This window comes from Mesorhizobium sp. M6A.T.Cr.TU.014.01.1.1 (assembly GCF_004022765.1).
Lineage (GTDB): Bacteria > Pseudomonadota > Alphaproteobacteria > Rhizobiales > Rhizobiaceae > Mesorhizobium > Mesorhizobium mediterraneum.
In genome coordinates this window covers 435,288-459,847 of record NZ_RZPG01000001.1, presented here as the reverse complement: position 1 = coordinate 459,847, position 24,560 = coordinate 435,288, and the positions used below count along the sequence as shown (strand labels likewise).

General features: G+C 60.9%; 22 protein-coding genes. 13 read left to right on the top strand and 9 right to left on the bottom strand.

Annotated elements, in window-relative coordinates; all coding sequences use genetic code 11:
• Positions 1-51 precede the first annotated feature (51 nt).
• The 4 genes from EN885_RS02065 to EN885_RS02050 all read left to right on the top strand — a co-directional run bounded on the left by EN885_RS02065 (position 52) and on the right by EN885_RS02050 (position 6,155).
• On the top strand, positions 52-552 hold the full coding sequence (locus EN885_RS02065) for a DUF721 domain-containing protein (protein WP_095486155.1): 501 nt from the start codon (positions 52-54) through the stop codon (positions 550-552).
• A 130-nt stretch (positions 553-682) separates the two neighbouring features.
• Positions 683-1,420 carry a DsbA family protein gene (locus EN885_RS02060; protein WP_128242459.1) on the top strand — a complete coding sequence of 246 codons (738 nt, stop codon included), beginning with the start codon at positions 683-685 and terminating at the stop codon, positions 1,418-1,420.
• A gap of 117 nt (positions 1,421-1,537) precedes the next feature.
• Positions 1,538-4,996 carry a chromosome segregation protein SMC gene (gene smc / locus EN885_RS02055; protein ID WP_128242458.1) on the top strand — a complete coding sequence of 1,153 codons (3,459 nt, stop codon included), beginning with the start codon at positions 1,538-1,540 and terminating at the stop codon, positions 4,994-4,996.
• A gap of 172 nt (positions 4,997-5,168) precedes the next feature.
• The gene (locus EN885_RS02050; RefSeq protein WP_128242457.1) at positions 5,169-6,155 is read left to right on the top strand and encodes an NAD-dependent epimerase/dehydratase family protein; all 987 of its coding nucleotides are present in this window, start codon (positions 5,169-5,171) and stop codon (positions 6,153-6,155) included.
• Between the two features lie 78 nt (positions 6,156-6,233).
• On the opposite strand, the gene EN885_RS02045 is transcribed toward EN885_RS02050, so the two are convergent.
• From EN885_RS02045 to EN885_RS02010, 8 genes are all read right to left on the bottom strand, one after another.
• Positions 6,234-7,064 (bottom strand): BtpA/SgcQ family protein, encoded by an 831-nt coding sequence (locus EN885_RS02045; protein WP_128242456.1) that lies wholly within the window; start codon positions 7,062-7,064, stop codon positions 6,234-6,236.
• On the bottom strand, positions 7,061-7,969 hold the full coding sequence (locus tag EN885_RS02040) for a PfkB family carbohydrate kinase (protein ID WP_128242455.1): 909 nt from the start codon (positions 7,967-7,969) through the stop codon (positions 7,061-7,063). The genes EN885_RS02045 and EN885_RS02040 overlap by 4 nt, the downstream gene beginning before the upstream one ends.
• Before the next feature lie 3 nt (positions 7,970-7,972).
• Entirely contained in the window at positions 7,973-8,743 is a 771-nt protein-coding gene (locus EN885_RS02035) for a glutamine amidotransferase (RefSeq protein ID WP_128242454.1), read from the bottom strand.
• A gap of 37 nt (positions 8,744-8,780) precedes the next feature.
• A complete protein-coding gene (locus EN885_RS02030) occupies positions 8,781-9,872 on the bottom strand; it encodes a phosphotriesterase (RefSeq protein ID WP_128242453.1) in 1,092 nt (363 codons plus the stop codon).
• Positions 9,873-9,876: 4 nt separating this feature from the next.
• A complete protein-coding gene (locus EN885_RS02025; protein ID WP_128242452.1) occupies positions 9,877-10,887 on the bottom strand; it encodes an ABC transporter permease in 1,011 nt (336 codons plus the stop codon).
• A complete protein-coding gene (locus EN885_RS02020) occupies positions 10,884-11,681 on the bottom strand; it encodes an ATP-binding cassette domain-containing protein (RefSeq protein WP_126103216.1) in 798 nt (265 codons plus the stop codon). Before EN885_RS02020 ends, EN885_RS02025 begins: the two co-directional genes overlap by 4 nt.
• Before the next feature lie 74 nt (positions 11,682-11,755).
• Positions 11,756-12,694 (bottom strand): substrate-binding domain-containing protein, encoded by a 939-nt coding sequence (locus tag EN885_RS02015; protein WP_127205517.1) that lies wholly within the window; start codon positions 12,692-12,694, stop codon positions 11,756-11,758.
• Between the two features lie 119 nt (positions 12,695-12,813).
• Complete coding sequence (locus EN885_RS02010) at positions 12,814-13,389, bottom strand: cupin domain-containing protein (protein WP_245492983.1); 576 nt, start codon at positions 13,387-13,389, stop codon at positions 12,814-12,816.
• Between the two features lie 374 nt (positions 13,390-13,763).
• Here EN885_RS02010 and EN885_RS02005 point away from each other — a divergent pair, with 374 nt between their 5' ends.
• The 9 genes from EN885_RS02005 to EN885_RS01965 all read left to right on the top strand — a co-directional run bounded on the left by EN885_RS02005 (position 13,764) and on the right by EN885_RS01965 (position 22,636).
• Positions 13,764-14,708 carry a complex I NDUFA9 subunit family protein gene (locus tag EN885_RS02005; protein WP_127205515.1) on the top strand — a complete coding sequence of 315 codons (945 nt, stop codon included), beginning with the start codon at positions 13,764-13,766 and terminating at the stop codon, positions 14,706-14,708.
• 99 nt (positions 14,709-14,807) lie between these two features.
• Positions 14,808-15,044: a hypothetical protein gene (locus tag EN885_RS02000; protein ID WP_127205514.1), complete on the top strand. Its 237-nt coding sequence runs from the start codon at positions 14,808-14,810 to the stop codon at positions 15,042-15,044.
• Positions 15,045-15,217: 173 nt separating this feature from the next.
• Entirely contained in the window at positions 15,218-16,990 is a 1,773-nt protein-coding gene (locus EN885_RS01995; RefSeq protein ID WP_128242502.1) for an SLC13 family permease, read from the top strand.
• 258 nt (positions 16,991-17,248) lie between these two features.
• Entirely contained in the window at positions 17,249-17,785 is a 537-nt protein-coding gene (locus EN885_RS01990; protein WP_206616794.1) for a lasso peptide biosynthesis B2 protein, read from the top strand.
• Positions 17,786-17,800: 15 nt separating this feature from the next.
• The gene (gene asnB / locus EN885_RS01985; RefSeq protein WP_128242450.1) at positions 17,801-19,690 is read left to right on the top strand and encodes an asparagine synthase (glutamine-hydrolyzing); all 1,890 of its coding nucleotides are present in this window, start codon (positions 17,801-17,803) and stop codon (positions 19,688-19,690) included.
• A 241-nt stretch (positions 19,691-19,931) separates the two neighbouring features.
• Complete coding sequence (locus tag EN885_RS01980) at positions 19,932-20,351, top strand: tail fiber domain-containing protein (RefSeq protein WP_126103209.1); 420 nt, start codon at positions 19,932-19,934, stop codon at positions 20,349-20,351.
• 13 nt (positions 20,352-20,364) lie between these two features.
• Positions 20,365-21,495: a methyltransferase domain-containing protein gene (locus EN885_RS01975; RefSeq protein WP_128242449.1), complete on the top strand. Its 1,131-nt coding sequence runs from the start codon at positions 20,365-20,367 to the stop codon at positions 21,493-21,495.
• Positions 21,492-22,361: a hypothetical protein gene (locus EN885_RS01970; protein WP_128242448.1), complete on the top strand. Its 870-nt coding sequence runs from the start codon at positions 21,492-21,494 to the stop codon at positions 22,359-22,361. The genes EN885_RS01975 and EN885_RS01970 overlap by 4 nt, the downstream gene beginning before the upstream one ends.
• Positions 22,358-22,636 (top strand): PqqD family protein, encoded by a 279-nt coding sequence (locus EN885_RS01965; RefSeq protein ID WP_128242447.1) that lies wholly within the window; start codon positions 22,358-22,360, stop codon positions 22,634-22,636. The genes EN885_RS01970 and EN885_RS01965 overlap by 4 nt, the downstream gene beginning before the upstream one ends.
• A 204-nt stretch (positions 22,637-22,840) precedes the next feature.
• Here the strand turns inward: EN885_RS01965 and EN885_RS01960 are convergent, their stop codons facing one another.
• Positions 22,841-24,520: an ABC transporter ATP-binding protein gene (locus EN885_RS01960; protein ID WP_128242446.1), complete on the bottom strand. Its 1,680-nt coding sequence runs from the start codon at positions 24,518-24,520 to the stop codon at positions 22,841-22,843.
• Positions 24,521-24,560: the final 40 nt, after the last annotated feature.

Here is a 24,560-nt window from a genome sequence, read left to right as displayed (position 1 = left end):
CGAGGGCTGGCCTAACCGATACGTGGTGAAGGTCGTGACTGGAGAACGCACATGGCAGGGAAAAGGCCCTTCGGCAATCCCGTTCCGGTGAGTGATCTCGCAACCCAGATACTCGATCCTGTGTTGCGCAAGCGGGCCGGCATGTCGATCGGCCTCGTCCAGTCATGGGAGGAGATTGCCGGGCCGCGGCTCGCCAGCCGTTCGCGCCCTGAAAAGATCCAGTGGCCGCGCCGCATGCATGAAGATGATCCGTTCGAGCCGGCAGTGCTGGTCATCGCCTGCGAAGGGATGGCCGCGCTCCATCTGCAGCACGAAACCGGCGAGATCATCAACAGGGTCAACGCCTTCCTCGGCTTCAACGCTATCGGCCGGATCAGAATCGTGCAAAAGCCGGTGACGGCGGACAAAGGACGGCCTAAACCAAGCTTCCGGCCGCTGACTGCGGCCGAGAAGGTGAAGTTGTCGGGCACCGTCGGAATGATCGAGGATGACGGGCTGCGCGCTTCGCTGGAGCGGCTCGGCGCCACCATTCTCGGTCAAAAGAAGGTATAATCTCGCGCTTTCGTGATCGTGTACACGAGATTTGGCGATTGGAATGGGGACGGCGATGCCTTAATTCGCGCCAACTCTCGCCTTTTCTAGCCTTTGCATTGCAAAATCCAACCATTGTCAGGTGATTCGTATGACCCGTCCTTTGTCCCGCAGAAACCTCCTGTCGTCGCTGGTCGCCATTCCGGCGGTGGCTCTGCTCGCCGCCTGCAGCGACTCGGGCGAGAAGGCCGTGGCGCAGGATGCGGCTCCCGCCGATGCGATGAAGCCGGCCGATCCGGCGAAGCCGGCAACCCCGGCCGCGGTCAAGGCGCCTGAGGCCCAGGGCACGGTGGACATGGCAGCCTTGCTGAAGCCAGGCGCGCTGCCCGACGCGCAATTGGGCAAGGACGACGCGAAGGTCACCATCGTCGAATATGCCTCGATGACCTGCCCGCACTGCGCGCATTTCCACGAAACCACCCTCCCGGAGCTGAAGACGAAATATATCGACACCGGCAAGGCCCGCCTTATCTTGCGCGAATTTCCGTTCGACCCCAGCGCCGAGGCCGGTTTCATGCTGGCGCGCTGCTCCAAGGACAATTATTTCCCGATGGTAGACGTTCTGTTCAAGCAGCAGGCGAACTGGGCAGGTGTTGCCAATACCAAGGATGCCCTGCTGCAAATCTCCAAGATGGCCGGTTTTACACAGGAGTCCTTCGAGGCCTGCTTGACGGACCAGAAACTTCTGGACGATGTGAGGTCGGTCCAGAAGCGCGGCGCCGATGAATTCAAGGTCGACTCGACGCCGACCTTCTTTATCAACGGAAAGACCTACAAGGGGGCGCTGTCGATTGAGGAAATATCGGCCATCATCGACCCTCTGCTCTGACGTTTCGGCAGCGCTGAAGCGGCCGCGCTTCGGCGTGCGCGGCTTTTTGCTGCGCCGCGGGTTCTCTTCGCAAAACCGCGGAACACTTTTGCGGAACTTGGCTATGGGACGGCGCGAATGAAGTTCTCGCGCCTTCGCCTGCTCGGGTTCAAGTCCTTCGTCGAACCCGGTGAGTTCGTCATCGAACGCGGCCTGACCGGCATCGTCGGGCCGAACGGCTGCGGCAAGTCGAACCTTGTCGAGGCTTTGCGCTGGGTGATGGGCGAAAGCTCGTACAAGAACATGCGCGCGTCCGGCATGGACGACGTCATCTTTTCCGGTTCCGGAACACGTCCGGCCCGCAACACCGCTGAAGTCACGCTTTTCCTCGACAACAGCGACCGTACCGCGCCTTCGGCTTTCAATGACGCAGACGAGTTGCAGGTTTCGCGCCGCATCGAGCGCGAGGCCGGTTCGCTCTACCGCATCAATGGCAAGGAAGCCCGCGCCAAGGACGTGCAGCTGCTTTTCGCCGACCAGTCTACCGGCGCGCGCTCGCCTTCGATGGTCGGGCAGGGCCGCATCGGCGAGCTGATCCAGGCAAAGCCGCAGGCGCGCCGCGCGCTTCTGGAAGAGGCGGCCGGCATTTCGGGCCTTCACACACGCCGCCACGAGGCCGAGCTGCGGCTGAAGGCGGCCGAACAGAATCTGGAACGGCTGGACGACGTCGTCGGCGAACTGGAAAGCCAGATCGAAAGCCTTAAGCGCCAAGCCCGCCAGGCGTCGCGCTTCAAGAACCTGTCGGCCGATATCCGCAAGGCCGAAGCCACGCTGCTGCACCTGCGCTGGACGCTGGCCAAGACGCAGGAAGGCGAGGCGCGCTCGGCGCTGGCGATCGCCACGGCGCTGGTCGGCGACCGCGCCGCCGCCCAGATGGCTGCCGCCAGGGAGCAAGGGATCGGCGCGCACCGGTTGCCGGACCTGCGCGATGCGGAAGCCGCGGCCGCGGCCGCCTTCCAGCGCCTGTCGATCGCCAAGACGCAGATCGAGGAGGAAGCGGGCCGCATCCGCGCCCGCCAAGTGGAACTCGACCGCCGCCTCCAGCAGCTCGACGGCGACATCACCCGCGAGGAGCGGATGGTCCGCGACAATGCGGATATCCTCGAACGCCTCGCCACCGAAGAAGCTACGCTCAATGCCGAGAACGCCGGCGCTGCCGAGCGCGAGACCAGCACCCGCGCTGCGGTCGAACAGGCGGCGTCGACGCTTGCCGCGAGCGAAGCCAAACTCGCCGGGCTGACGGCCGAACGGGCGGAGGCCGCCGCCTCCCGCAACCAGATCGAGCGAACGCTGCGCGATACCGCTGAGCGCCGCGACCGTTTCGCCCGCCAGCTCGCCGATGTCGACCGGGAATTGTCCGACATCGCCTCCAGGGTCGCCGGCCTGCCGGATCCCGCCGAAAAGCAGCTTCTGGTCGAACAGGCGCTGGCGCTGCTGGAGGAGACCGAAGCCGCGGCGATTGCCGCCGAACAGGCTGTCGCCGAGGCGCGTACGGCGGAAAGCGCCGCCCGCCCGCCGGTTCAGGATGCAAAGGCCGAGCTGGCGCGGATCGAAACCGAGGCCCGCACGCTGACCAAGATCCTGAATGCCGCCAGCGGCGACCTCTTCCCCTCCGTCCTGGAGCAGATCAGCGTCGAACGCGGCTACGAGACGGCGCTGGGAGCGGCCCTTGGCGAGGATCTCGACGTGCCGCTCGATCGCAGCGCGCCGGTGCATTGGGGCCAAAGCGAGATCCAGCCCGGCGACGCCGCTCTGCCCGAAGGCATCAAGAGCCTTGCCAGTGTGGTGCGCGCGCCGACGCAACTGGCTCGCCGATTGGCGCAGATCGGCATCGTCGAGGCCGGCGACGGAAAGCGGCTACAGGCGCTGCTCGCCCCCGGGCAGCGGCTGGTAAGCCGCGAAGGAGCGCTCTGGCGTTGGGATGGGTTCACCGCCAGCGCCGACGCGCCGACCGCTGCCGCGCAGCGGCTGGCGCAGAAAAACCGGCTGGCTGAGCTCGACGCTGAGGCGGTCCACGCAACGCGCATCCTGCGCCAAGCCGAAGAGGCTCTTGCCTATGCCGAGCAGGCGCTTGCCCAGGCGAGTGAGGCCGAGCGCTACGCCCGTCAAGCCGGGCGTGATGCCCAGCATGGGCTGGACGCCGCCCGCAACGCGCTGGCCGAGGCCGAGAAGGCCGGCGGCGAGCTGTCGAGCCGACGCGCAGCACTTGACGAGGCGCGCGCGCGCATCGTCGACAGCCATGAGGAGACGGCGGCGGCCTTCGTCGAGGCGGAGATGTTGCTGCAAAGCGCCCCCGATCTCGGTGATCTCCAGTTGCAGCTCGAACAGTCGGCCGCCAACGTTGCTCGCGACCGCGCCACCCTTGCCGATGCACGCGCCGTCCATGAAGGCTTGAGGGGGGAAGCCGAAGCGCGAACGCGCCGCCTTGAGGCCATCGGCGCGGAACGCCGCAACTGGCTGGAGCGTGCCGAAAACGCCTCGACGCAGATCGCCGCACTCGGTGAACGCAAGGCCGAGGCCGAGGCCGAGCGTGAAAGACTGGCCGACGCACCCGATGAGATCGACGCCAAGCGGCGCGCTTTGCTGTCGCAGCTTGCCGAAGCCGAAAGCCTGCGCCAGGCAGCCGGCGATCGTTTGCAGGAGGCGGAGAACCGGCAGTCCGAACTGGACAAGGCCGCGACATCAGCAATCCAGTCGTTGGCCGAAGCGCGCGAAACGCGCGTCCGCGCCGAAGAGCGGTTGACCGCAGCCGACGAAAGACGGCTCGAGGTCGAGGCCCGCATCCAGGAGACGCTGAACACGCCGCCGCATCTGGTCATCCGCCACACCGGCCTGGAGGCCGACAGCCCGATGCCGGAGATGACCGAGATCGAGCGCCAGCTCGACCGGCTGAAGATCGAGCGCGAACGGCTGGGCGCCGTCAATCTGCGCGCCGAGGAAGAACAGAAGGAACTGTCCGACCGGCTGGAGACCATCGTTTCCGAACGCGAGGACATCATCGAGGCCATTCGCAAGCTGCGGCAGGCGATCCAGAGCCTGAATCGCGAAGGCCGCGAACGGCTGCTGGCTGCCTTCGACGTGGTCAATGGCCATTTCCAGCGGCTGTTTTCGCATCTGTTCGGCGGCGGCACGGCGGAACTGCAACTGATCGAGTCCGACGATCCGCTCGAGGCTGGTCTCGAAATCCTTGCGCGGCCGCCCGGCAAGAAGCCGCAGACGATGACGCTGCTTTCCGGCGGCGAGCAGGCGTTGACGGCGATGTCGCTGATCTTCGCCGTGTTCCTGACCAATCCCGCGCCGATCTGCGTGCTCGACGAGGTCGACGCGCCGCTAGACGATCACAATGTCGAGCGTTTCTGCAATCTGATGGATGAAATGGCAGCCACCACCGAGACGCGCTTCGTCATCATCACGCACAACCCGATCACCATGGCCCGCATGAACCGGCTGTTCGGGGTGACCATGGCCGAGCAGGGCGTGAGCCAGCTCGTGTCGGTCGACCTGCAGGCTGCAGAGGCCCTGCGCGAGGCGAGCTGACGCGTCGACTAGACCGCTTGTCGGTAGCGCTTATAGGGACTCTCGGTTGTAGCACGAACTGAAACGGTCGGTTCCGTTCATTCGGATGTAGCATTTTGATGTTGTGCATGATCCTTTCCGAAATCGATCTCGATTTTGCGATCATGTGCCGGCATATGCGTGGAGAACCTTGTTGCCTATACTTGTCACTGGAGCCGCGGGATTCATTGGCAGCCATGTTTGCCACTACCTCCTGAACAGGGGGGAAGCAGTCGTCGGCGTCGACAACATGAACGACTACTACGACCTGGCGCTGAAAAAAGGACGGCTCGCCCGCCTTCAGCCTGACAAGAATTTTTCATTTCATCAGATCGAGATCGCCGAACAGGGCGCGCTCGCCACCGCTTTGGCCGGGCAAGGCATAACCAGGATTGTCCATCTCGCTGCTCAGGCGGGTGTGCGCCATTCGCTCGACAATCCGCGCCTCTATGTCCGTTCCAATGTCGTCGGCCATCTCGAAGTGCTCGAATTCTGTCGCGCGCAGCCCGCATTCGAGCATCTGGTCTATGCCTCGTCGAGCTCGGTCTATGGGGGCAACCGCAAGGTGCCGTTCAGCGAGACCGATCAGGTCGACAGGCCCGTCTCGCTCTACGCCGCCACCAAGAAGTCAGATGAATTGATGAGCCATACCTACGCCCATCTCTTCGGGGTGCCGCAGACCGGCTTGCGGTTTTTCACCGTCTACGGTCCCTGGGGCCGGCCCGATATGGCCTATTGGATATTCACCAAGGCGATGCTCGAGGGCAAGCCGATCCGGGTGTTCAACAACGGCGAGATGTGGCGGGATTTCACTTATGTGGACGATGTGGTGAGGGCGGTCGTTGCCGTGCTCGACCAGCCGCCCGTGGCCGAGGTTCCACCCAGCAGGATTTACAATGTCGGCAATAACCGGCCGGTGCGGCTGGGCGATTTCATCGACACTCTGGAAAAACTGCTCGGTGTGAAGGCGATCCGCCACAGCGAGCCGATGCAAAACAGCGACGTCGAGCGGACCTATGCCGACATGACCGCCATGGAGCGCGATTTCGGCTTTAAGCCGAGCGTTTCGATCGAAGACGGGCTGAAGAAATTTGTCGACTGGTACCGGTCGGAATGGACTGCGGGATCAACGACAAGGTGACTGCGGCCTGAGTGTCGTTGCCTGTGGGGATCCGCGTTTGCAGCCCGAGGCCGCGACTTCGCTCCAGTCGCCGCTCGATCATCGCCTCAGCCCGGCCATGAAGGTCTTTACTCGGGCGGGATCGACCTGGTTCCACCAGACGCCGTCATGCTTCAGCGCGCTGGCGATGATGACGCCATCGACGATGCCAAGAATATCGTTTGCATTGTCGGGCGTCACGCCGCTGCCAACCAGTGTGGGTAGGCCGGCAGCCTCTTTGATCATGCGGATGTAGCTCAGATCCGCAGCGTGCCCGGTGCGCTGACCGGTTGCAATGATGGCGTCGGCGTCGAAGAAGACCAGATCCTTGACCAGTTCCTCTACCGGGCGATCGGCAACGATCGCGTGTGCGCCATGCTTGACATGAGCATCAGCGAAAATGCGGATGCCGTTGGCGCGCAGCTTGGCGCGGTAGCGTGCTGCGCGACCCGATTCCCCCTCGACAAAACCCTCGTTGGCGACATAGGCATTCGCCCATTGATTGACGCGGATGAAGCCCGCGCCAGCGGCACTGGCGATGGCAAGGGCCGGGATCGCGGCGTTAGCGAGCACATTGATGCCGACCGGCTTGCCGAGTTCGCGGCGGATACGATCGGAGATAACAGCCATATAGGCCGCTGTCTCCGGCCCAATATCGTCGGGTTTGGCAAAGGGGATGTCGCCATGATTCTCGACGATCACGCCGTCACATCCGCCATCGAGATAGGATCTCGCATCATCGAGGCCGCGCTGATAGATCGCCTCGACCGCTTCGCCGTCATAGCGCGGCGCGCCAGGAAGCGGCGCAAGGTGAACAACGCCGATCACCACCTTGGTGCGGCCGAAAAGTTCTACGAGCGCGTCGCCGCCTGATTGGCCGAGTTGAGTCATGAGAGCTCCGTTTGATCGATGAGCGCCGCCATTTCAGACGCGGAAGGACAGGATATCAGTGTACCTGGGCGAGTCACCGCAATTGCCGCGGCCGCGAGCGCGAACTTCAGCGCTGAGGTAACCGGCATGCCCTTGGCAAGCCCGCCGGCCAGACAACCGCAAAACACATCGCCGGCACCGCTGGTGTCGAGCGCCTCGACGCGTGGCGCCGGTAAACGAAGCGATCCTGCCTGGTCCGGGCCAAGCACGAGACAACCTTCAGCGCCAAGCGTGACCACGACTGTCCCAGCGCCCTTGGCCGCGAGCGCGTCGGCCGCGGCTGCCATATCAACCTGGCCGGTCAGTGCCTTCGCCTCTGATTGATTCACCACCAACACCTGTGCCAGACCGAAGTCAGGCAGAGCAGCCGCATCGATAGGGCTGGCGTTCAGAACGGTGCGCGCGCCGTTTTCCTGTGCTGCCCGCAGGCAGGCATTTATCGCGTCGCCCCGCAGGTTTCCTTGGCAGACAAGGATGTCGCCAAATGCGATCCGGCGGGCAAGTGCGGTTTGCGCGATCGGATCGAACGCTTGGCTGCAGGCGACGCCGCTGACGATGAAATTCTCGCCGCCAACCTCAATGACGATAGTCGAGCGATCGCTCGGCAGGTCGAATTCGCTCGCCTCGAAGTCAGACAACTCCCTGTCGAGGCGGCTCCTGATCCATGCGCCTGCGCGGTCCTTGCCGAGCGCCGTCCAAAACGTAACCGCAGCACCCGTGCGCGCGGCCGCAACAGCCTGGTTTGCGCCCTTGCCGCCGAGGCAGTCGGCGTAGCTGCTGGCGTTTAAAGTCTCGCCGGCGGCAGGGAAGCGGCCGACGCGAAACATCGTGTCGACACAGGCATTGCCCACGACGTGGACGTGCATCGCTCAGTTCTCACCGGTCGCCCAGCTAAGCATCTGTTCGAATAGGGTTTTGTAGCCTTTCCAAGCGATGAACTCCGGTGGCAGCCAATGCGGCCCGACATCGGATGTCCAGGCCACAGTGCGGCCCCTGCCATAGTGGCCGGTGACGAGCAGCGGCAGCGATCCGTAGTCCGACGACACGGTCGCCAGAACTTCCGCCCCGTCCTTCAGCGTCACCTCGTTGAAGCCGAGCAGGATCGGCCAATCCGCACCGAGACCCTTCAGGATGGGATGGCTGGACGAGGCTTGTGGCATAGGCGAAAAACCTTCCGGCACCTCGACGCGGTCGTCGAACGCGAGGCAGTTCACCGGCAGGACCTCCTCGACCGGCGTCTTGCGGTAACGCGCGCCGCCATTGATGCCTTGGAAGCTATAGTAGCCGCCGAACATCAAAAGCCCGCCGCCATCGCGCACGTAGTCGCGCAGCAGGCGCAAGCGGTTCGGCGTCGGCTTCGAGTGGACCCAGGTGTCGGGATGCAGAAGCAGCGTATTGGCGCCGATGTCGGAGAGCACCACCGCGTCATAGGCCGAAAGCGCCTCCATCGTTTGCGGAAAGCTGCGCTGTGCCTCATGCGCCGGCATGAAGGTCACGTCGAAGTCGGTCGCCTTCAGGGCCGTCAGCAATTCGTCCGCGCCGGTGTGATAGGTGACCGTCGGAAACTGGTCGAAACCCTTGATATGGGTCGCGGTCGACACCCAGGATTCACCGGCAAGCAGGATCTTTTTCTTGGACATTTGAACTCCGTCGTAAGTGTAAGCCGTAAGTCTGCGCTTAATTCTGCCGCGAGAACACGGCCTTCGGATTGGCGATCAGCATGCGGTCGATGGCTGGCTGCTCGACGCCATGCCGTTTCAGGCGCGGTATGAAATGCTTCAGGATATAGCCGTAGCCGAAACCGCCGAAGCGGGTCAGCATGATCTTGAGGAACACATCCTGCGACAACAGCAGGCGGTCGCCGAAGCCGGCCTCGATAAGTGCCGCAATTGCTCGCGCGTTCTCTTCGTCGGAGGGCGATTGGGCGTCCTGATCGGCATAATAATAGTCCATGCCGATCATATCGTATTCAAGGAACGCGCCGCGCCGGGCGAGGCTTGTCTGGTAGTCGAGATCGTTGTGGCTCGGATTCATATGGCACAGCACGGTGTGGCGGAGATCGGCGCCCTCGGCCTCGACGACATCGAGGACCTCGTGCGCCAGCCGCTCCCAGCCCGGCAGGTGGATCGATAGTGGCACGCCCGTGATGCGCGAGGCCCGCGCCGAAGCGCGCAGCGACTTTCGTTCCTCGGCGGTAAAATCCTTGCTGACGCCGACCTCGCCGATCAGGCCGGCCAGGATCGGCGGCTGCGTCTCGCCGCCGCCGACGTCGTCGACGATGAACTCGGTCACTGCGTCGACATCCATGGTCTTCAGCCATTCGGGATGGGTGTGCTCAAGATAGAAGCCGGTGCCCATGACGATCTTCAGTCCGGACATGCGGCCGATGCGGGCGAGTTTTTCCGGCTCGCGGCCGATGCCGATATTGGTCGCGTCGACGACGGTGTGCCCGCCGAGCGCACGATAGCGCTGCAGCTCCGATAGCGCGAGATCACTGTCGTCGAGCGAAACATTGTCGCGGTTGACGTAAGGGTTCATGCGCAATTCGCCGATGATCTCGATGTTAACCGGCTGCTCGGCGAGCGCCAGGTCGTCGGGATGACAGGGACATTTCCAGGTGCGCGCGCCGTCGAGCAATATGTGCTCGTGCATCAGCGTAATGCCCATTTCTTCGACCGGAACGGGGCCGAGCACGGTCATCACATGGCCGGTTTCGACCCCGATCGCCAGCCGCTGCCTGGGAGCCGCGTCATCGAAGAGATCACTCATGGGCTCAACGGCTCCGCACGGCGCCGCGGAACAGGCGGAAGTTCAGCCAGATGGCGATCAGGATGATCGTTCCGGTCACGATCGGCGTCAGGAAGGGCGACAGATGCGCCAGGATCAGGCCGTTGCCGATGACGGCCACGGTAAGCGCGCCGAGCACCGTGCCGACGATCGTTCCGCGGCCGCCGAACAGGCTGGTGCCGCCAAGCACGACGGCAGCGATCACCTCGAGCTCAAAGCCTTGCCCGGCATTCGAGGACCCGGATCCGAGCCGGGCAGCAATGATGATCCCCGCAAGTGCTGCCGAGGCGGCGGAGATCACGTAAACGAAAAGCGTCGTCAGCCGCGTGTTCACGCCGGCGCGCCTAACCGCTTCGGCGTTGGCGCCGATGCCGGTCACGTAGCGGCCGAACGGCGTCTCGTTGAAGGCGATATAGGCGATCGCGAGGATCGCCAGCGCGATCAGCGCCGGCGCCGGCACGCCAAGGAGCCAGGCGCGGCCCAGCACCGTGAAAGGGCTTCCCGGCTCGATAGGGATGGAGTAGCCGCCGGTGATCAGCAGCGCCACGCCACGGATCACCGAAAGCCCGGCAAGCGTGACGATGAAGGCCGGGATGCCCTCATAAGCCACGAAATAGCCTTGTATCGCGCCAAGCAAGGCGCCCAGCGCAAGCATGGCGATGATGACCACAGGCCATGGCAAGCCCAGCTGCAGCAGTGTTGCCGACAACGTTGCCACCAGTGCCAGCACGGAGCCGACCGAAAGGTCGATGCCACCCGTGGTGATGACGAAGGTCATCGCTGCGGCGACGATCAGCAATGGCGCCGACTGACGCAGGATGTTCAGCAGATTGGGCGACGTCAAAAAGGCGTCCGTCGCCACCGAGAAGATGACGCAAACGGCCAGAAAGAACAGCGCAATCGACACGACACTGCCATTGGCGAGCACCGCATCTCGCCATGTGCCTTCGCGGACCCTCCGAGACTGAGCGGAGTGGGTCGAAGTCACCTCGCTCATGCTGATGCTCCATCGCGATGGGCGTTGTTGGCGGAACGAGCGTTGAACTTGCGGCCCACGATCAGGTTGACGACATCCTCGATATTGGTTTCGCCGATCAGCCGCTCGGCGACGTTGCGTCCTTCGTACATGACCTGAATGCGGTCGCATACGAGGAACAGATCCTGCAGGCGGTGGGTGATCAGAATGACGCTGACGCCGCGGGCGCTCACGGTGCGGATCAGGTCCAGCACAGCCTCGACCTCGGCGACGGCAAGCGCTGCCGTTGGCTCATCCATAATCAGCACGGACGGCTCGAACGAGGCGGCGCGGCCGATCGCGATCGACTGCCGCTGTCCGCCGGACAGGTTTTCGACCTTGAGCCGCGTGTCGGCGATAACGATGCCGAGTCGGTCGAGCATCTGGCGCGTTTGCTCGTGCATGCGCTTCTTGTCGAGAAAGGAAATGCCGGCGATGCGGCGGCGCGGCTCGCGGCCGAGAAAGAGATTGCCGGCGACATCGACCGTGTCGCAGAGTGACAGATCCTGATAGACCATCTCGACGCGCGCTGCGCGCGAGTCTGCTGGCGAGTTGAAGGTCACCGGCATGCCATCGATCTCGATCGTGCCGGCATCGGGAACCACCGCCCCCGACAGCACCTTGCTCAACGTTGACTTTCCCGCGCCATTGTCGCCGACCAGCCCCAGGACTTCGCCCGGCCTCAGCACCAGCGACACGTCATCGAGCGTCTGGATGGCGTTGTAGCGCTTTGAGATACCGCTCATCCGCACCCGATAGGTCTCGCCACTGCTCATCTTGGATCCACCGGATTTGCAAAGCGTCCGCGGCGTAGCCTCAAGCGGCGCCGCGGACCGGTCATCGATGCAGTTTACTGGAACATCGCGCGGTATTGCTCGACATTGTCCTTGGTCACGATCGTCACCGGAATATTGATGATCGGCTCGACCGTTTCGCCCTTCTTGAGCTTGGTCAATGCTTCGACAGCGGCCTTGCCTTCACCGGCTGGATCCTGCTGGACGACCGCCGCCACCCAACCATCGTCAATGCCCTGAATGACCTGCTTGGTCAGGTCCCAGCCGAACACCTTGACGTCGCCGGTGCGGCCTTGGCTGGTTACGGCCGAAACAGCGCCGAGCAACGCCGGCTCGCCGGTCGCATATAGCGTCGTCATGTCCGGATTGGCGGTCATCAAATTCTCCGAAGCGCTCATCGCGGTCTCCTGAACGTTCTGGCCGTCGACCGTGTCGAGGAACGTGATCGCCAAGCCGCTGTCCGTGACCGCCTTCTTGAAACCGTCGAGCCGCTGGTTCTGGATGAACGAATTGAGCGCGCCGACAATACCGATCTTCGCGGTGCCGCCCATCTCGGACTTCACATAGTCGGCGTAGAACTTGCCGATATCTTCGCCGGCCTTGGCGTTGTCGACTCCGATGAACGCAACGTTGTCGCCGTCGGGGATCTGCGCGTCGATGGCGATCACGGGGATGCCGGCCGCCTTCGCGGCGGTGATTGCAGGCTTGACGCCGTTCACGTCGATGGCGACCAAAATGATGCCGTCGACTTTCTGTGTGATGTAGTTCTCGATCGCGTCATTTTGCGCGCTCGGCACGTTGTTGGCATTGAAGATGACCAGCTTGGCGCCGGCGGCGTCGGCCGCTTTCTGCGCGCCCTCGTTGATCTGGTTGAAGAAGAGGGCCTGCTGGTTGATGTTGACGAGAGCGAACGTATCGGCGAACGCCGATCCCATTGCCGTCGAGCAAATGGCGATGACGGCGGCGCAACGGACGAGAAGTTTGAACGGACGCATTTACGGTTCCCCTTGCTTGCGGGCCAAACCTGTTCGGCTGGTCCCATTGGTGCTACAGGCACGAGACAAACATTCAAGAGACTTGAATGATTGTCAACTCCTTTGAACTCGTGCGCAGGTCAGAAGGTCGCCGGCGTGTTGACCCAGAAAATGCTGGCTCTCTCCTTGCCGATGTTGCGGTAATGGTGCGGCAACTCCGACCTGAACACGAATGCATCGCCAGTGGCGAGATCATGGCTCTTGCCATCGACGATCAGCTTGATCCGGCCGGCGAGCACATAGCCGACTTCCTCGCCGACATGCTGGATGGGACCTTCGCTCTCGCCGTCTGCCTCGATATGATGGATATTGCACTGCAGCAGGTGACCGGGCGAATACGGAATAATGCGTTCGAGCGAGATACCCTCGCCGCGCCTTAGCGCGTCGAGCGAGATCAATGGCCGCGCGCCTGCGCGAAACACGATCGCCTCGTCGTCGTCGACCTGTTCGAACATCCAGCCGATATTGGTCTCGAGAACTTCGACCAGGCGGTGAAGCATAGGCAGGGATGGCGAAGCCTTGCCGTTCTCGATCTTGGACAAAAGGCTTTCAGAGCAGTTGGCAGCTGCCGCCAGCGTCTTCAGCGTCATGCCACGTGTCTGGCGGGCGAGGCGCAACCGCGTTCCAAGCCGCGCAGCATTTACGGTGGCGTCCATTTCGGACTCTGGCCGTCGCCGATCGATTTTGTTCATCCGTTCGCCAACCATTCAACAGTCATTGGACAACTGTCGCGCGAGCAAAAGACAGCGGCGACCGATTTGCAAGTGGTGATCTGTCAATTTCGACGCTGCAGTGCCGCGACCAGGTTTTGATAACACGGATAAAGCAACTCAGCGTCAAAAACACTCGCCAACGGGCGAACGGACGGTGATGCGCGAGGCGCCACAGCGATATCGGCCGTGCCTCGACAAACCAGCGCTGACTGGAACAAAAAGCTTTCCTGCGTTGTTCTCCAACCGTCCTGACGTTCGATGAGGCTGGTTCATACGCCGGCCAAGGACAATCCTCGCGGCAGGCACGCGAAGAAGGGATGGCGAGGCAAATGGATCCCGACGATCTCAACACAAAACGGATCGTCACCGTGTTCGGCGGAACAGGCTTTCTCGGGCGAAGGATCGTGAAGCGGCTCCTGGAAAGGGGTTTTACGGTCCGCGCCGCATCCCGCCAGCCGGCTCGCGTAAGCCAAGTTTTTTCCTCGACTGCAATGATGCCCGAAGCCGTCGAGGCGGATGTATTGGATGCGTCCTCGATCGGCTCGGCCATTGCCGGATCACAGGCCATTGTGAATGCTGTCAGTCTTTATGTCGAACAGGGCGCCCAGACGTTTGAACGGGTGCATGTGGAAGCCGCCGCTGATCTCGCCGCCGCGTCGCGCGATGGCGAGGTCGACCAGTTCGTCCAGATTTCGGGGATTGGCTCCGATCCTCAATCGGATTCGAATTATATTCGGGCACGTGGGCAGGGAGAAATTGCCGTGGCGAGCGCATTTCCCGGCGCTTTCATTGTGCGTCCCGCCGTCATGACCGGACCTGACGACGTTTTCCTCACGACGATTGTGAGGCTGATACGCCTCCTGCCGGTCTATCCGCTGTTCGGCGACGGCGGCACACGGCTTCAGCCGGTCTATGTGGCAGACGTCGCGGAAGCAGTGAGCCGGCTGATCGACGGGCGAAACCACAAGGGTTCATTCATATTCGAATTCGGTGGCCCGCGCATCTACACCTATACGGAGCTGCTGCGGGAGGTCGCCCGGCAACTCGACACCCACATCAGGCTGATGCCGGTCCCCTTTGCGGCGTGGGACGCCTTGGCTGGCCTCGCGGAACTCCTTCCGGCCGCGCCCATAACGCGCAACCAGGTCGATCTTATGCGGCACGACAATGTGGCAGCAATTGGCGCGCCGGGCCTGAAGGAACTCGACATCGAGCCGCGGGACATCGACGAGGTGATCCGCTTGATCGAACGGCGCGCGTGATGCCGGCGCGCGCTCGTCTCCTGCTCTACGACCCTGACGGGAACCTATCGCGATGCGGCGGGTTGGTCGAGCTTGAGCCAATGAAGAAGGAAAAGAGCTATGGCCAGATGCGACCAGTGCGGGAATGACTATGACAAGGCTTTCGAAGTGAAGCTAGCGGAGGAAACCTATACGTTCGACAGCTTCGAATGCGCGATCCAGAAACTCGCTCCGATGTGCCCGCATTGCGGATGCCGGATCATCGGACATGGCGTCGAACAAGATGACATCATCTACTGTTGCGCCCATTGCGCCGCGGAGGAAGGTGCGAGCGCGCTGACCGATCGCGCACCATGATGCAACGCAACCGGGATCATGGCCCCCAAGAGCCAGGACTCGGCACGGGCTTATCGGCAAGCATGGAAGTTCAGCATTCAGAAGCGTGCTAGCAAAGCCGTGATCAGCGAAAGCAACTAAAGGGCGGATTGGCCGTTCTGATCAGCCGTATTAGCGGCGGGGCATCCGAAGACATGACTACGCCGCAAATTCTGTCGTTCGCCGTTACCTTCGTGATGATGGCAGCGTTCGTTTGGGGTCGATATCGATATGATCTGGTCGCAGCCGCGGCACTGTTGCTTGCACTCGCGGTTGGCATTGTGCCTTTTGACGAAGCCTTCAGCGGGTTCAGCGACGATATCGTGGTCATTGTCGGCAGTGCCCTGTTGGTGAGCGCGGGCATAGCACGCTCGGGCATCATGGAAGTCGCCATCAAGCGCTTTGCTCCGAATTTATCGGGCGTTCGGTCGCAACTGGCGCTGTTGGTGATCGTGGTCACGATCCTGTCTGCCTTTGTTAAGAATATCGGTGCGCTCGCTATCATGATTCCGATCGCCTTCCAGTTCGCGCGCCGGTCGAGTATTTCACCCTCGATATTCCTGATGCCTATGGCGTTCGGGTCACTGCTCGGCGGACTCATGACGCAGGTGGGGACATCTCCCAATATCGTTGTGTCCCGTGTGCGGGAGGAACTGACCGGAACCGCCTTCACGATGTTCGACTTCACACCTGTTGGAGCTGCCCTGGCCGCCGCCGGAACGATCTTCCTGCTGTTTTTCTATTGGCTGTTACCGGTGCGCGAAAAGCTCGGCGGGTCGCTGAATGAAGCCATCGACATCAAGAATTACCTGACAGAGGCTCGAATTGTCAGCGATTCCACGGTGCTCGGGAAAACCGTCGCAGACCTCATGAAGCTTTCCGGCGGCGATGCTATCGTGACGTCGATTCTGCGCAATCGGACTATGCGGATGACGCCGCTGCCCGATGCTGTCCTCAAGGTGAACGACATTCTGCTGCTCGAAGGCGACCCAGAGGCGCTGGATCGCCTTGTCTCCCAGGGCAAGCTCAGCGTCACGGGCAATAGGGTCGGCGGTGGCGACACCACCAGCGAGATGGTAGCCATCGAAGCCGTAATCGGTGAAAGCTCCTCCTTGATCGGCTGGACAGCCCAGCGCCTTGCCCTTTACGACCGGTTCAACGTCAACCTCCTGGCCGTCAGCCGTCGCGGCGAGCGCCTCGACCGCAGGCTGGCCGAAATCGAGCTAAGGCTCGGCGACGTCGTCGTGCTGCAGGGCAATGCAGCGACGATACCCGAGATACTGCGTGAACTCGGCTGCCTGCCGCTGGCAGAAAGGGCTATCCTGCTTGGTAGTGTCCGCAAGGGGATCGTGCCGGTAATGATCCTTGCTCTCGCCATTGTGGCGACAGCGTTTGGGCTGCTCCCGGTCTCCGTCGCTTTCTTTGCCGCCGCGGTCGGGATGGTGCTTTTCAAGGTCATCCCGGTCCGGGAGGTCTACCAATCGCTGGATGGCCCAATCCTCCTCATGCTCGCCGTTCTCATTCCTGTGAGCGATTCGCTACACAGCACAGGGGGGACGGGAGTAATTGCCGGCGAGCTTGCCAAATTGGGAACCATTCTTCCGGCGTCCGGCGCGCTGATGCTCATCCTTGTCGCCGCCATGGCCGTTACGCCATTCCTCAACAATGCCGCCACCGTTCTTGTCATGGCGCCTATCGCCGCCGAATTTGCCGGCGATCTGGGCTACAGGCCGGAAGCATTTCTGATGGCAGTCGCCATTGGCGCCGGCTGCGATTTTCTCACCCCGATAGGCCACCAGTGCAACACGCTCGTCATGGGGCCGGGTGGCTACCGTTTCAGCGATTATCCACGTCTGGGACTGCCGCTGTCGTTCCTCGTCGTCATTGTTGCTGTGCCGATGCTTATGATCGTATGGCCAATGGACTGATATGCGATACAGCGACCTTTCGCCGGCCGACGAAAACAACCCTCGCTGCCGAATCGAGAAGGTTGGCACATCAGCACAGCGAACATGGACTTCGCGCGCCGGCGACGGATTGTTAACCACACCGGAAGCACAACACTGCCAGAGGTGTGCTTGACCGATCAAATGGCGTGATGAGCATATCTCGATAGAGGGTAGTCACCCGAGCGCAAGCGGTTACAAGTAGCGATCAGATCAGTTATCAACCGAACGCAGGCGCTAGTGACCAATCGATTGAAAAAATTTCTGGCCCTCAAGGCCGCACAACGCAGGACAGTGATCGCTGCAATGTTGCTGCTGCCATTCACTGCAATGGTATTGCAGATGTTTGGTTTCCGACGTGCAAGAATTATACTGATCTGGATTTGCGACCTTCGAAGCGTGAGGGGAGTTGCAAATCCGTCACTCACGCTTCGTGAATCGCCGCCGCCTTCAAACGTTCCGGTTGCGGTTTGCAACCCCGACCGGCTTCAATCAATGGGCGGGGAGACCGATTTTTATGGGCAGGCACAAGAGACCGCTCGTCTGGTATCCATCGCCGCGTATCGTGGTTCCTATTCCGGCAACTGCCTGAAGCGCTCAATGACGCTTTGGTTTTTGCTGCGCCGGCAAGGCATCGAAGGAGAACTGCGCATCGGCACGCGTAAGGCTGATGGCAAATTTGAAGCCCATGCCTGGGTCGAATACCGGGGCAAGGTTCTTAACGATACGGTCGATGTTGGCGAGCGCTTTGCCGCATTCAAGCGCAATTTTGGTTGATGCCATGGGGATGATATGAGCGGCATCGCCGGGATAATTCATTTTGACGGTAAGCCGGTCGAACCCGGGTTAGTGGAAAAAATGACCACGGCCATGGCGCACCGGGGCCCGGATGGCATCCACCATTGGGTGAAGGGCTCCATCGGGCTCGGCCAATGCATGCTTCGCACCACGCCAGAGTCGCTGGAAGAAACCCAGCCGCTGACGAATGAGGATGCAAGCCTTGTCCTGGTCATGGACGGGCGGGTGGACAACTGGGAGGAACTGCGGGGGGAACTGCTGGGGCGCGGCGCCGTACTTCGAGATCGCTCGGATGCTGAACTGGTGCTGAGAGCCTACCAGATTTGGGGGCGGGAATGTTTGCCGCATATCGACGGCGATTTCGCACTGGTAATCTGGGATGCGCGGCGACAAGAGGCCTTTTGCGCCCGCGACCGCATGGGCAACAAGTCTTTCTATTACCATTGGGACGGCAAATCACTGGCCTTCGCCTCAGAGTTGAAAGCGATCCTTGCGCTGCCTTGGGTGAAGCAGGAACCCAATGAAGGCATGTTGGCCGAAATGCTGGCGGCGGAATGGTATTCCAGGGACGAGACTCTATGGAACGGTATCCTGCGCTTGATTGCAGCACATCAAATGGTAGCCGGGAACCAGGGGCCGCGACTCGAACAATACTGGGAACCGAATCTTTGGGCGATGTTGCCGTTTCGCAAGGACGAAGAATACATTGAGCATTATCGCGAATTACTGTTCGAGTGCGTCAGGCGTTCATCCCGGTCGCATCGGCCGGTCGCCATTGAGGTGAGCGGCGGGCTCGACTCCTCGGCGGTGTTTTGTGTGGCGGAACACCTGCGCCGCTCGAACAGACTGCTCACGCACGGCATAAATGGCTACACGCTTGGCTTCACGGAGGAGGAAGGCGATGCCAGCGAACTCCCCTACGCACGGGCCGTGGGCGGGTATTTAGGGCTCCGGATTCATGAGACTCCCCCTTCCAGGATGCCTCTTTCATGGTTTGCGGAACGCGCCCGGTCCGGCCGGCAGTTTCCGGGGTTTCCGAACCTGTCAATGCAGGCTGGCCTATGGCAGCAAACCGTTGCGCACGGGAGCCGCGTGACGCTAGGCGGTCACGGAGGAGATCAATGGCTGGAAGGTTCCCGGGCGTATTACGCAGAGGCACTGGCGCAAGTGCATTTGCGTACGCTCTATGACTGCCTCAAAACCGACGCGACGGCATTCGGCGCGCGACAGGCGGTGAGTTGGCTCATACGGCAGGGGTTTTTCCCGCTACTGCCAATCGCTCTCCAGGAGGGTCTCCGCCGCCTGGTTCGTAGGATGCGCGGGAGCGGGACCAGCAAAGCCTGCTACTGGCTCTCGCCGCGGATGGGGGAAGTGATCCGGATGCGTCGCGAGCTTATTCCCCCATCACACCATCGGCGAGTGCGCAGCGTCGGCCAGAGGGCGCTACTTGAGGCTCTATACGATGCTTATGATGCCCAGGCGATGGAGGACCTTGATTGCATGAGCGCCCATTGCGGGATCGAAATGCGATACCCGCTCGACGACCCCAAACTCGTTCAGTATGCGTTTTCGCTACCCGAGAGGCTGCGTCTGCGTGGAGACAGAACCAAATATATCCATATCCAGGCTTTGAAGAATCTCCTGCCGAAGCGGATTCTCGAACGGAAAAGCAAGGCAGAATTTTCAATAGTGCTCCGTGAGCATCTGGACCGGATGCAAGCCATATTGACCGAGACGATTCCCGATGAGCGTAGCACCTGGGTTGATCGGGACGGGATGGCCCGGCTATTCCGGGCTTATCGAGACAATCCGCAGGCCGGCATGCCGAAATGGATTTTGTGGGGAATTTATGGATGTCATGTAACGTATATAGGGGACTGTTAATGGGTCATATAACGTACTGTTAATCGATGCCATGTAACGTATCGTTGAAGCCGTGTAGCGTACCGTTAGATAACTTGATCGTCACATCGGTTAAATTTTCGACGAATGCTGCCCGTCAGGGTTGCGCCCGTTTTCGCTTGGTGGCAAGGTACGATCTTGTTCAAAAGCCACCGAGAACGTCCAGATAGTTCATCTGACGGTTTCCTGAGAGATTTCCCAGTCAGCGTAAAGGGCCGAGTTAATGAAAAGCAATCTGAACGACCAGCAGACGCCATCCCACCTCACCGTTGAAAACAAAGCTGCTGAGGTAAACAAGGCGCCCTATTCGACTCCCACACTGCAGATCTACGGTTCCGTAAGCGCGATAACAAGAGGCGGTACCGGAAGCGGGCTAGATGGGGGCCCCGCCGGTATGAGTATGGTGTCCGACCCGCGCGCCAAAGAGAACGTCGTCCGTATTGGCACCCATTCGCTTGGAATCGGCCTCTATCTGTTCGACTACAAGCCTGAATACCGCGAGCAGTGGGGCCTTGGCAGGCAGTTTGGTGTAATGGCCGACGAGGTCGAGACGGTGATGCCGGAAGCCGTAAGCGTTCATCCTGACGGTTACAAGAGGGTGGACTACGGGATGCTGAGGATACGGCACTCCTCTATTCACTGAGCCTTGCGGGGGAATGTCGAGTTCCGCGCTGCAGGAACACTTGGGGTATGTCGCCGATTCGGTAAGGCTTGAACAGTTCAAGTCCGCTGTCGCCCAAGTCGTCAAACATGGGGATTACATCACGGATCTCGGTTGTGGCACCGGGATCCTGGGGCTGTTGTGCTTGCAGGCGGGCGCGTCCCGTGTCTACGCCATCGACTCAACCGCCATGATCGAGGTCGCGCGGGAATCCTTCGTTCGCGCGGGATGGGGTGGCCAGGCGATTTTCATGGGGGACTACTCTGCGCGGGCCAACCTGCCCGAACGGGTTGATGTGGTGATCTGCGATCAAGTCGGCTACTTCGGCTTTGATGCCGGTATCATCGAATACCTCGCGGACGCCAGGCGGCGTTTCCTGAAGCCAGGGGGGGCATTGATTCCCGCCAGGCTCAGGCTTCAACTCGCCGCAGTGGAATCGGAAACCAGTTACGGCTTGGCCGACGGGTGGCGACGAGAGGGCGTACCCAGCGAATTCCATTGGGTGGGCCAATACGCCGTCAACACCAAGTATGCGGTCAATCTTCAGCGGGAAGAATTGCTTGGCGCCCCCGCTGAACTGGGCGGCATCGATTTTCGTGAAGACAATCCGGACTTTTTCTCCTGGGATGCGGAGTTGCGCATAGAGCGCGATGGCGTTGTGCACGGACTCGGCGGCTGGTTCGATTGTGAGTTGGCCGAAGGGGTGTGGTTGACGAACTCGCCGCTTGCCGATCGTCCAATCAAACGCTCTCAGGCTTTCCTGCCCATCGGCGAAGCCGTCGAGGTAAAATCCGGCGATGTGGTGAGGGCGAAGGTGATGGCGCGCCCGACGGATTCGGTTATCGCGTGGGAAGTTGAAATCGCGTCCGGAGGGCGGAAATTCAGCCATTCGACCTGGCAGGGCGAGTTGCGGACGCCGGCCGAGATCATCACACGGAATCCCGCGCATGTGCCCCGACCCAATTGCCAGGGGCAGGCAAGAATGATCGTGCTAGGACTTTGCGACGGTCAAAGGACGGTCAGGCAGGTTGAAGAAGCCGTGCTGCGCGAACACCCCGGCTTGTTCCCTTCCGTGGAAGAAACAGCGCGATTTGTCGCCCAGGTGCTGGGCAAGGACACGGAATGACGGTGGACTTTCAGGTGGCGGACGCCCGCCCTCAAATGCCACTTGACGCCACCTTGTTTCACCAGTGGGTTTTCCCAGACGGAACTTTGTGGACGGATTTCTACCGCATCGGGGGAGCCTACCTGCTGCGTTTTCCCGAACTGGCGGATTTCCAGCTGAGTCAAGATGGCGGACAGATCCAAGCATGGCCGGTGCAGGGAGTCTCCGGCGCGACCATTCAGCATCTTTATCTGAATCAGGTTTTGCCCCTGGCGCTCAGCAAACAGGGGAAGCTGGTTTTGCACGGCAGCGCGGTCGAAATCAGCGGCGAGGGCATCGCATTTATCGGCGAGTCAGGCCGAGGCAAGTCCACGCTGGCGGCAAGCTTTGCAACCGACGGGTTCCGCTTCCTGACGGATGACGGGCTGCTAGTAGAGCCTTGCGACGGTGGGTTTCAGATTATGCCGAGCCATCCTTCGATCCGCTTATGGGAAGACAGTGAGGAGGCCTTGGTCGGCAAGGATGGTGTGCGGAAAGCGCCCCCGGTGCAGTTCACATCGAAGGCGCGTTTTCTTGCGGGCGATGAGATCGCCTTCTGCGGGCAACCCCGGCGCTTGCGCCACGTGTATTTTCTTGGCGAGGGTGTTCAGCAGGAAGCGGTGTTCGAGGGTATGACCGGGCGCGAAGCTCTGATGGAACTAATGAAGCATTCTTTCTTACTTGAAATTGAGGCACACGAATTGCTTGCCGCCCATTTCGATGAATTATCCAGCCTGGCTGGGCAACCAATTTTTTACCGCCTGGATTATCCCCGTCGCTTTGAAGACCTGCCGCGGGTCAGGCAGGCCATTGTGAAACACGCGTTTAAGGTAGGTGAACAGGCATGAATTTGACTGACAGAGTGGCGATTCCGGCGCAAGTGATGGCGCGACAGGTGGGCAATGAGACAGTGATCCTGGACCTCGCCAGCGGAACGTATTTTGGGCTGGACACGGTCGGAGCACGTATCTGGACACTACTGTCCGAAGGAAAAACCATCGGTGAAATCTGCCGAACCATGCTCGACGAGTACGAGGTCGAGCCTGCGCCCTTGGAGAAAGACGTATTCAGCTTGTTGCAAACGCTCGAACGCCAGGGGCTGGTCAAGATTGAAGAGGCATGAGCGTATCCAGCAACCTTTGAATTTTTGTCGCTCGTATGGAATTTAAGCCAGCGTGCTCTTTCCCGCGCGTCTATGATCGCTACTGTTTCACGCGCTGCGACGCGTAGATCGGCGCGCTTCGGCGCAGGCGCGCGCGCGATACGATAGGTCTGATCCGAAGCACCGGGCGCAGTTGAGCCAGCCTGGGTGACGGTGCGGCTGGACTTACCCGGCGCTTGTCATAATGCCATCATCCAGCTTGAACACCCGATCAGCTAGCTCCAGGCTCGCAGGTCGGTGGGTTATCAAAAGCACCGTCCTCTGTCGCAGCACATCGACGCATGCCTGCAAGAACTCGCGCTCCCCCTCCGGGTCGAACATAGCGGTAGCTTCATCGAGTATTAGAATCGGCGGATCTTTCAACAGCGCCCGAGCCAACGCCAACCGCTGCTGTTGCCCTCCCGACAGCCGCACGCCCCGATCGCCGATTGGCGTCTGGTAACCCTGCGGCAATTGGATGATGAAATCATGCGCGCGGGCCGACCGTGCTGCAGCCTCAATCTCATCCTGTGTGGGCTCAGGCCGCCCATATGCGATATTGTCGCGGACGGTGGCATTGAACAGTAACACGTGCTGAGGCACAACCCCTATCTGGCTGCGCAGGCTATGCAAGGAAACCGTGGAAATATCCACGCCGTCGATGAAGATGCTTCCCTTGGAAGGCTCATGCAACCGCATAAGCAAATGCGCCACCGTGCTCTTTCCTGCGCCGTTGGGACCTATGATTGCTATCGTCTCGCCCGCGGCGACAGATAGATCGAGGCACCTCAGTGCAGGCTCACGCCCCGGGTAACTGAACGTGACACCACGGAATTCGATGTTGCCGTTTATTTCTCCCATCTGCTTGCCCGCATGCCAGCTCGGCTCAGGCTCTTCGGCCAAGGCTGTTGCGAGCCGGCTCAGCGCTCCGCGCGCGCGCTGGGTCTGTCCATAGACGTCTGCGAGCCCGGCCATGGGTCGCGCCATTACCTGGGCGTAGAGGAGAAAACTAACCAATTGAGGCACGGTGAGAGCCCCATCGCCAATTTGCCCTTGGGCCAACCAAAGCATAAGAACGACCGCGGTCGCCGTCACAAGCTGAACCCCCGGCCCTAATGCGGCATGGATAGCGCGCTCCTTGGCGCTCAGGCTGACGACGCGCTCGATTTGGCTCCGATATCGTTGCGATTCTTGCTGTTCGCGCGTGAAGGTCTTGATGGCGGGAAGCATGCCGAGGTTTTCCTCAGCAATGGCGATGGCAATGGCGTGCTCCTCCTGAAGTTGGAGCGCCAATGGCCGCATGCGCCGTCCGAAAATTTTAAGCAGGAGATAGAGCAAAGGAATCATGATTGCAGCGGACATGGCGAGAAGAGAATCAATTCGGAACATTAAAGCCAATGCCCCACTGACGGTGAAAAAGAGCGGCAGGGCAGCAAGTGCGGTGCCGCTGATGTAATCGCTCACGACGTGCACATCATGGGTGAGTAGCGCGAGCGTATCGCCGTGACGCCGCCGATGGGAGAAAGCAAGCGGTAAGGCCTGAAGGTGGTCGTAAATTCGAATTTTCAAGTCCGCCAGTATTTGTGTAGTCGTCCCACCAATCAGGTATATATTGCTGAATTTTAAAACAGCCTGAACCGCGAACAGCGCCAGTGCTCCTAGAAAAAGTACCTGAATGTCGATCGTGCTGCTGCTTGCGCGTTCTTGGAGAAACGTTTCAGCAAGCCTGCCACCAAGCCAAGGCATAACCAATAAAGCAGCGCTTTCGCATAGCATTAATACCAGACCAGCGGCCAACGCCAGGCGATAAGGTGCCGCTAAATTCAGCAGAATGTTCGTCTCACTAATTTTCGATAATCTGTTCATAGTTCCACAAGAGATAGATCGATATGATCTGCTAGAGCAG